1 protein-coding gene is annotated in these 999 nt (G+C 24.0%); it reads left to right on the top strand.

Annotation, left to right across the window (positions count from 1 at the left end):
- On the top strand, positions 1-879 hold an 879-nt coding region (locus CAMP5060_RS08110; RefSeq protein WP_337218204.1), incomplete at its 5' end, for a CDP-glycerol glycerophosphotransferase family protein.
- Positions 880-999 lie beyond the last annotated feature (120 nt).

Raw genomic sequence — 999 nt, 5'->3', positions numbered from 1 at the left:
GCAAAAAAAGCATCAAAAATTATAAGTTCTAGTGCTGATGAATATTTGATTAAGTATTTGCTACCTGAACATAAATTTATTTTTATACAACACGGTATTATTTTAAACGATCTTTCAAGATGGCTTAATTCTAAAAAAATAAATTTATTTATAACTTCAACTCAAGCAGAATATGATTCTATAGCAAATGATTACAACCGTTATAAATTTGGAAAAAAAGAGGTGGTTTTGACGGGTCTTGCAAGACATGATGCTTTGCTGGAAAATAATAAATTTAATAATAAACAAATTCTTATTATGCCAACTTGGAGAGCAAATATAGTTGGTACAACATTAAATTCTAGTAAAAGAGAGTTGAAAAATAGTTTTAAAGAAAGTGAATATTTTAAAAAATGGAATTCTCTATTAAATAGCAATAACTTAAGCAAGTTGTGCAAACAATATTCTTATACTATAATTTTTAACCCCCATCCTAATATCATGCCATATTTAAAAGATTTCGATATCCCTTATTATATTAAAATTATCGATAAAAAAGAAAGCTTACAAAAGTTATTTTGCAATTCTTCTTTAATGATAACAGATTATTCTAGTGTAGCTTTTGAGATGGCTTATTTAGAAAAACCAGTAGTTTATTATCAGTTTGATAAAGAAGAATTTTTTAGTTCTCATACATTGCAAAAAGGTTATTTCGATTATAACAAAGATGGTTTTGGACCTGTTGTTGAAAATGAAGAAGAATTATTAGGGGAAATTAAAAAATTACTTCAAAATGATTGTAAACCTTTTGGTATTTATAGGGATAATATAGAATTGACTTTTCTTTTTAAGGATAGGAAATGTTGTGAAAGAATTTACAATTTAATATTAAATATTTAATATTATACTAAAAATTTTATTTTTGCAAAAGGTTGATTCATGTCTTTTTATAAAAAAACAAAAAAATTTCTTATTAATCCAAAATTATTTATTCAAGATGCTGTAAAAAAAAGAAGAGAA

Origin of the sequence: Campylobacter sp. 1569 (genome assembly GCF_024723675.1) — a bacterium.
GTDB lineage: Bacteria > Campylobacterota > Campylobacteria > Campylobacterales > Campylobacteraceae > Campylobacter_D > Campylobacter_D jejuni_C.
Note: the sequence above shows the minus strand (reverse complement) of the source record. Positions and strands in the feature narration are given on the sequence as shown.